This window comes from Halomonas sp. BC04 (assembly GCF_000568385.1).
Window position 1 is genome coordinate 1 of record NZ_AZQX01000051.1, and the last position, 7,004, is coordinate 7,004.

Here is a 7,004-nt window from a genome sequence, read left to right on the forward strand (position 1 = left end):
CGCTGCCCACCGGCTGGTCTTCGCCGACGCGCCCCAGGTGCTGACCCACCTGGGCGAGCGCAGCTACCACGGCCGTGCCGGCGGCACGCCGCCGAAGCGCCATGTGCGCAAGCTGAAACAGGTCTCACGGGTGGCCCCGGCCATGGCCACGCTCAAGGACTACTCCTTCAAGAACCCGGCCTATGGTCAATTACACGACCACATGGCCGATGGGCTGGAGGAGCACGCCCAACGAGCCGACTACGAACATTACGACTACCCCGGCCGCTACAAGGCCGACGCCTCCGGCGAGGCCTTCACCCGCATCCGCCTGGAAGCGCTGCGCCAGAATGCCCGCACCGCCGACGCCGAGAGCGACCTGCCCGAACTCGCTCCTGGTGTGCGCTTCACCCTGACCGACCACGACCTCGATAGGCTCAATGGCGACTGGCAGGTCATCCAGGTGGTCCATTTCGGTGAGCAGCCCCAGGCCCTGGAAGAGGACGGCTTCGTTCAGAGCGATGGACAGGGCAATGATGGGCAGCGGGGGCGGGCAGGCTCGGAAGCCATGACCCGCTACCACAACGAGCTGGTGCTGATGCCCGCCGATACCGCCTGGCGCCCCGGGCCCAACACCAGGCCCCGGGTCGACGGCCCCCAGGTCGCTTCGTGGCTGGCCCCGAAGGTGAGGAAATACACTGTGACCCGCACGGTCGGGTCAAGGTGCAGTTCCCCTGGGACCGCTACGGTGAGCCCAACGAAACGGCAAGCGCTTGGGTTCGTGTCAGCCAGGACTGGGCCGGCGGCGGCTACGGTAGCATCGCCATCCCCCGGATCGGGCATGAGGTGATCATCAGCTACCTGGAGGGCGATCCCGATCAGCCGCTGATCACCGGGCGCACCTACCACGCCGTCAACACGCCGCCCTATGAACTGCCGGAGCACAAGACCCGCACGGTGATCCGTACCCAGAGCCACCAGGGTGAAGGGTTCAACGAACTGCGCTTCGAGGACGAAGCCGAGCGCGAGCAGATCTGGCTGCACGCCCAGAAGGACCTGGAGCTGCTGACCAACCACAACCGCACCGAAGAGATCGGCAACGACAGCCACCTCACGGTTCACCACCACCGCATCAGCGAGATCCACCACGACGACCACCTGACCGTGCACGGCCAGCGTCACACCCAGGTCGACGGCGACGACCACCTGATCGTCGGCGGCACTCGCCACGAAAAGACCGCCCGCGCCCAGCTCGTCGAAGCGGGGCAAGAAGTGCACCACAAGGCCGGCAGCAAGACCGTCATCGACGCCGGTGCCGAGATCACCCTCAAGGCCGGCGGCAGCTTCATCAAGCTCGACCCCAGCGGCATTACCATCGTCGGCGCCCAGGTCAAGATCAACTCCGGGGGCAGCCCGGGCTCGGGGAGCGGGCAGGGGGCGGCGACAGCGCTACTGCCGGGGGCCGCGACAGCTGAAGCGAGCGAGGACGTAACGCTCAAATCGGTCGGAGCAGGCCTGTTTTCCCAGCTTGGCAATCTGCTGGATCTGAACAACCCCGCCATTCTCGATGGCCTGGCCAACCGCTGCAGTGCCTGCGAGCCTGCCGTGGGCAGCCCGGTCAACCCCGTGCTCGGTGCCAAGCTGCTGCCCGCGGAAACCGACTTCGCCCTGCCGGCGCCGCGGCCTTTTGTCTTCAGTCGTGGCTATCTCTCCAGCAACGCCCGCATCGGCGTGCTCGGCCAGGGCTGGTCGATTCCCGGCGATGGTCTCTCGCTCACCCTGCGCGACGACGCCTGTGTGATCCACGATGCCCAGGGGCGCGACATCACCTTCGGCCCACTGGCGCCGGGGCAGGTGCGCTACTCGCCCACCGAACAGCTCTGGCTGCGGCGTGGTGGGGAGCCAGGCGAAGGGGGCGAAGGCAGTGAAAGGGGGAATAGCGGCGATAGCGACCGCTGGCAGGCCCTGCCCGAAGCCCTGTGCCATGATTCCCAATCCGTGGCCATGACCGATGCCAGCGGCCACTACTATGTGTTCGCGCCAGCCCAGGACAGCGCATCCGCCACCTGGGAACTCGTCCAGGAGCTGGATCGCAACGGCTACGCCACAAGCTATCGCTGGGAAGCCGGGTTGCTGGTCCAGGTCGAAGACAGCGCCGGGCGCCACTACGGCTTCGAGTACGAGACGCTACTGTCGGCCACCGAGCATGACAGTGGCCAACGCCTGACCGGCGTGCGGCTGGTGCGCGAAGCGACGGCAGCGCCGCGGACGACGTGCTGGTGAATTATACTTATAGCCCAGAAGGTGACCTGCTCGCCGTACGTCATCGCCATGGCGAGGTGGTGCGCGAGTTCGAGTGGCAGGAGCATATGCTTACGGCCCACCGCGTGCCCGGTGGCATGGAGGCCCGCTATACCTGGGACCGCCTTGCGCCGGAAGGGCGTGTCATCGCCCAGGAGGAAACCGGCGGACAGGCTCGTACCTACGCCTACCACCCGGATCACACCCAGGTGACCGACAGCCTCGGCCGCGAGGAGCGCTATCACTTCACTGGTACGGGTCCCGGTCAGCGTTGGACGGCTCACACCCGCGCCGATGGCTCGGTGATCCAATACCGCTACGACGAGGCCGGGCAGCGCATTTCCACCGTCGACCCACTGGGCCGCGAGACCGTGCTCGAGCGTGACGAGGACGGGCAGGTCATCGCCCAGGTTGCGCCTGACGGTGCTCGCTGGGCCATCACACGCGACGCTCTGGGCCAGCCCACCGTCCTGGCCGGCCCGGAAAACCTGAGTTGGCAGCTGGAGCGCGACGAGCGCGGTAACCTCACCCGGGTCACCGGCCCCGAAGGCACCACCACCTTCACCTACGACAACGAGCGCCTGCCCGATCGGCCCACCGCCGTGACCGACGCTGGCGGAAGCGCTCACCGTATGGAGTGGAATGCACTCGGCCAGCTTGCCACCGAGATTGACTGCTCGGAGCAGCGCACCGTCTACGAGTACGACTGCCATGGTCACCTGCTCGCCGTGACCAATGCCCTGGGCGAGACGACGCGCTACACCCACGACGAGATGGGGCGGCGCACCGCCACCCAACTGCCCGATAACAGCCGCTGGCAGCACCACCATGATCTGCAGGGCCGGCTCGTCGAACAGGAAGGCCCTCGGGGCTATCGTCAACAGTTCCACTTCGATGCCCACGGCCGCCCCGTGCTGCGTATCGACGCCGATGGCGGTCGCGAGCACTACGCCTACGACACAGCCGGACGGCTCAGCGAGCTCACCCTGGCCAACGGAGCAGCCTACCGCTTCGCCTATGACGAGATGGACCGACTCGCCAGTGAGACCGGCCCGGACGGCCGCGAGCAGCGTTATGCCTATGACGTCGCCGGACAACTCGTTGAACGCACGGAAGTCAGCCGGCCCGGCTCCGACGGGCAAGCGCTTACCATTCGCTATGACTACGACGCCAGTGGCCGCCTGGCCGCACGTCACCTGCCGGCCACCGAGCACGCGGAAGCCGGTACCGAACGCTATCAGTGGCGCGCCGATGGCCAGCTCCGCGGAGCCAGTAACGCCCATGGCGAGGTTCGTCTGGCCTATGATTCGGCGGGACGCCTGGCGGGCGAAAATCAGAAGCATCACGCCCTGGACGATGACGCCGCGTGGCAGTGGCAGCACCAGCAGCGGCACACCGCCACCGGCGCGCACCTGGCCAGTCGCTTCGGTGAACTGCCCGAACTGGCCTGGCACACCTACGGCAGCGGCCATCTGCACGGCCTCAGTGCCCCCGGTCTGGGTCTCGAACTCGCCCTCGAGCCCGATGCCCTGCACCGCGAGACCCAGCGCCGCCTGACCAGTGTCGGCCAGCCTCAGCCGCTGATTCTCGAACGTGGCTATACCGAACTCGGCCAGCTGGATCGCCTGAGCCTGCGCGGCCCCGGCAGCGTGCAGGACGAGCAGCACTACCGCTACGATGCCCTCGGCCGCCTCAGTTTCCGCAGCGCCGGGCAGGGCGGTACCAGCCCGATCATCGCTTACACCTACGACCCGGCCGGGCGGCTGATCGCCAGCCAGCACGGCGACAGCGCCCACCGCTACCCGGTCGATGCCGCCGGCAACCGCCTGGAAGGCACGGCCACCGCCCAGAGCGACAACCGTATCACCCAGCTCAATGGCGCCCGCTACCGCCATGATGGTGCCGGCAACCTGATCGAGCGCGAACAACAGAATGGCGACCGCCTCAGCCTGGGCTACGACGCTGCCAACCGCCTGGTGCGACTGACCCGCACCAGCCCGCAGGGCACCACCCAAGAGGCCAGCTACCGCTACGACGCCTGGGCCGCCGCATCGCCAAGACGGTACGTCACGCCAACGGCACTACCGCCACCACCCACTACGGCTGGGACGGCGACCGTCTCGTTCACGAAGCCAAGGATGAACAACGCACCACCGTGGTCTATGAGCCGGGCAGTTTCGTCCCCATGCTCAGAATCGATCAAGCCGGCCACGACGGGCCAAAGCAGATCAGCGCCTACGTCACCGACGCTCTGGGCACGCCCATGCAGCTGGTCACACCCAAGGGCGAGACCCTATGGCAGGCCCAGCCCGACGACTGGGCGGCAGTAACCAATGAACGTGGCACCGCCTCACAGCCGATCCGCTTCCAGGGCCAGTGGCATGACGAAGAATCGGGCCTCTACTACAACCGCCACCGCTACTACGACCCGCAGCAGGGCCGATACATCAGCCAGGATCCGATTGGTCTGAAGGGCGGCAGGAACCTGTATGGTTATGTCAGCAACCCGACGGGCATGGTGGACCCGTTGGGGTTGGAGGCAATTATTGGTTGTGCTGAAGGCAAAGGAGCGCTTGAAGGCGCTATTGATGGAGTAGTGTCGCTGGGTACAGGCGTAGGAAGATTTTTCAGATATGCTGCTAGAAGTGTTGGTGTTTTTGGACTTGAAGAAGCCCGTAATGCTAATAGAGAAGGGCATTTAATAGACTCGGCAATGAAGGAATACTTCACTAACGCTGATGTTAGGGAGCGAGTGAATGCCGAAATTGCTCGCGAACTAAAGCAGTCTGAAAACTATTGTGATTACAACCAGGCGAGAGTGATTTCGAGAGTGGGGCTTGGTCTGAGACTTAGCCCGGTTGGGGCTTTGGCCACCATGGGAGACATCTCCTACGGTGTTGAAAAGGGTAGCCGCACTGTTGATGAGATTTTGGGGCGTGGTCTTTATGGACATTAAAAAAGAAATCACAGTCAAAAAATATTTTGCGGTTTTTGCTATCATAGCTTTGGCTTTTTTTCCGGTAAATATATATTTATCTAATTCTTGGCTTGCTGTTTTTCTTGCCGCCTTGCTTTTTCTTCCCATGCTTGGGGCTAAGCCAAAAATGAAAAAAAATTATGTTAATGCTGCCTTTTTTGGATATTATTTTTCAGCGATTGTGGCGGTTGTTTCCGCACTGTTCTTCTATTACCCCTGATGTTGAGTTTTTCAAATTCGATTATTAGATAGTTATAATATGGAGCACCATGGCTTGGTTCGGGCCTACGCTTATCATGTGGACCACACTCAGGTTACGCCTACGATAGAGCCGCCTCACAGCCTACCCGCTTCAATGGACGGTGGCACGACGATGACGGGGGCTCTCCTACAACTGTCACCGCTACTACGACCCGCAGTAGGGCCGATACATCAGCCAGGATCCGATTGGCCTGAAGGGCGGCAGAATGAGAGTTAGAATGAAATTAATAATCAAGAATAATATATTATTGTTTTCGTGTGGCTTTGTTTTATACGCCACAGCAATTTTGGCTGGCTCCTTGGGGGATGGCCGGGAGGCTCTCAGAGACGGAGATTACGCTGTTGCACTTGAGCATTTTACGCCACTGGCTGAAGGTGGTAATGCTGAAGCGCAAGCATTCTTGGCAGGAATGTACCTCAGAGGTGAAGGCGTTGAGAAAGATTATGAGAAAGCAGCTGATTGGTTGAAACTTGCTGCAGAGCAAGGAGAGCCAATAGCTCAGAATAATTTAGGTTGGCTGTATCAGAATGCGCGTGGTGTACCAAAAAATTACCAAGAAGCAATCAGGTGGTACCGCCAATCAGCAGAGCAAGGGATAGCCGGAGCGCAAGAAAATCTAGCGCTTATGTATTATTATAGCAAGGGAGTAAGACGTGATTTTGCGAAAGCTGCAGAGTGGTTCCAGAAGGCTGCGGAGCAAGGGCTACCAAAATCCCAAGGTTATCTTGGTGATATGTACTATTATGGCAGGGGTGCGCCCGTAGATTATGAGAAGTCCGCAGAGCTGTTCCGTTTGGCGGCGGAACAAGGAGATGCATCTTCACAATACCAATTGGGCGTACTGTATTTAAGTGGTGAAGGCGTTGAACAAGATGACGCCATGGCAGCCGAATGGTTTAATCAAGCTGCTGAGCTAGGAGATGAGCTTTCTCAATATAACTTAGGCGCTATGTATGAGAGCGGCTGGGGAGTTGAGCAAGATTACGATAAGGCCGTCTACTGGTATAAAATGTCCGCTGATCAAGGGGTTGAAGAAGCTCAGGCTGTTTTAGAGGAGCTGGCAGAAGAGGGTGTTGACGCGGCTATTGAGGTGGTAAGAATGAAGTGAGAGCGTGCGTGTCGCGCTTTCTCGGTCATTAATTGAAAAATTGCTCTCGTGTCGGTAGCTCTTACTGCGGGTATATTTTTCTTTGGCAAGGTTAAGGGAGAGGGTGTGTTTCTAAAATTTTTTCTTGGCTCGCTGTACCTTATGGGGCAGCATCGATACGCCATATTGAAAGGCGTTGCCTTGCCATCACTAATTTACCTGATCCTTGAGGCTGCAAGTTATGGCCTGTCCAATGCCGGACCTTCATTCAGCGATGTTGGTTTGTTGTTGCATGTCCCTTTCTTGCTTGCCGAAACGGCAATTATGACAGTTATTTCCATAAGCACAATACGACTTGTGCTGTTGAATGAAAGTCCAGAGGCGTTTCGATTTTCAAG

General features: G+C 60.6%; 5 protein-coding genes and 2 pseudogenes. All 7 read left to right on the forward strand.

Annotation, left to right across the window (positions count from 1 at the left end; genetic code table 11):
* A pseudogene (locus Q427_RS03960) lies at positions 1 to 1,470 on the forward strand (type VI secretion system Vgr family protein); the annotation flags it as partial.
* Between the two features lie 129 nt (positions 1,471 to 1,599).
* Positions 1,600 to 2,262 (forward strand): annotated as a pseudogene (locus Q427_RS33265) (DUF6531 domain-containing protein); the annotation flags it as partial.
* On the forward strand, positions 2,259 to 4,610 hold the full coding sequence (locus Q427_RS03965) for an RHS repeat domain-containing protein (protein ID WP_155833450.1): 2,352 nt from the start codon (positions 2,259 to 2,261) through the stop codon (positions 4,608 to 4,610). The pseudogene Q427_RS33265 and the gene Q427_RS03965, both read left to right, overlap by 4 nt.
* Positions 4,544 to 5,236: an RHS repeat-associated core domain-containing protein gene (locus Q427_RS28595; protein WP_051496110.1), complete on the forward strand. Its 693-nt coding sequence runs from the start codon at positions 4,544 to 4,546 to the stop codon at positions 5,234 to 5,236. The genes Q427_RS03965 and Q427_RS28595 overlap by 67 nt, the downstream gene beginning before the upstream one ends.
* Complete coding sequence (locus Q427_RS30990; protein ID WP_155833451.1) at positions 5,217 to 5,477, forward strand: hypothetical protein; 261 nt, start codon at positions 5,217 to 5,219, stop codon at positions 5,475 to 5,477. Before Q427_RS28595 ends, Q427_RS30990 begins: the two co-directional genes overlap by 20 nt.
* A gap of 259 nt (positions 5,478 to 5,736) precedes the next feature.
* Complete coding sequence (locus Q427_RS03970) at positions 5,737 to 6,627, forward strand: tetratricopeptide repeat protein (protein WP_043511220.1); 891 nt, start codon at positions 5,737 to 5,739, stop codon at positions 6,625 to 6,627.
* A 48-nt stretch (positions 6,628 to 6,675) separates the two neighbouring features.
* Positions 6,676 to 7,004, forward strand: a 329-nt coding sequence (locus tag Q427_RS30995) for a hypothetical protein (RefSeq protein WP_155833452.1), incomplete at its 3' end; no start/stop codon positions are given.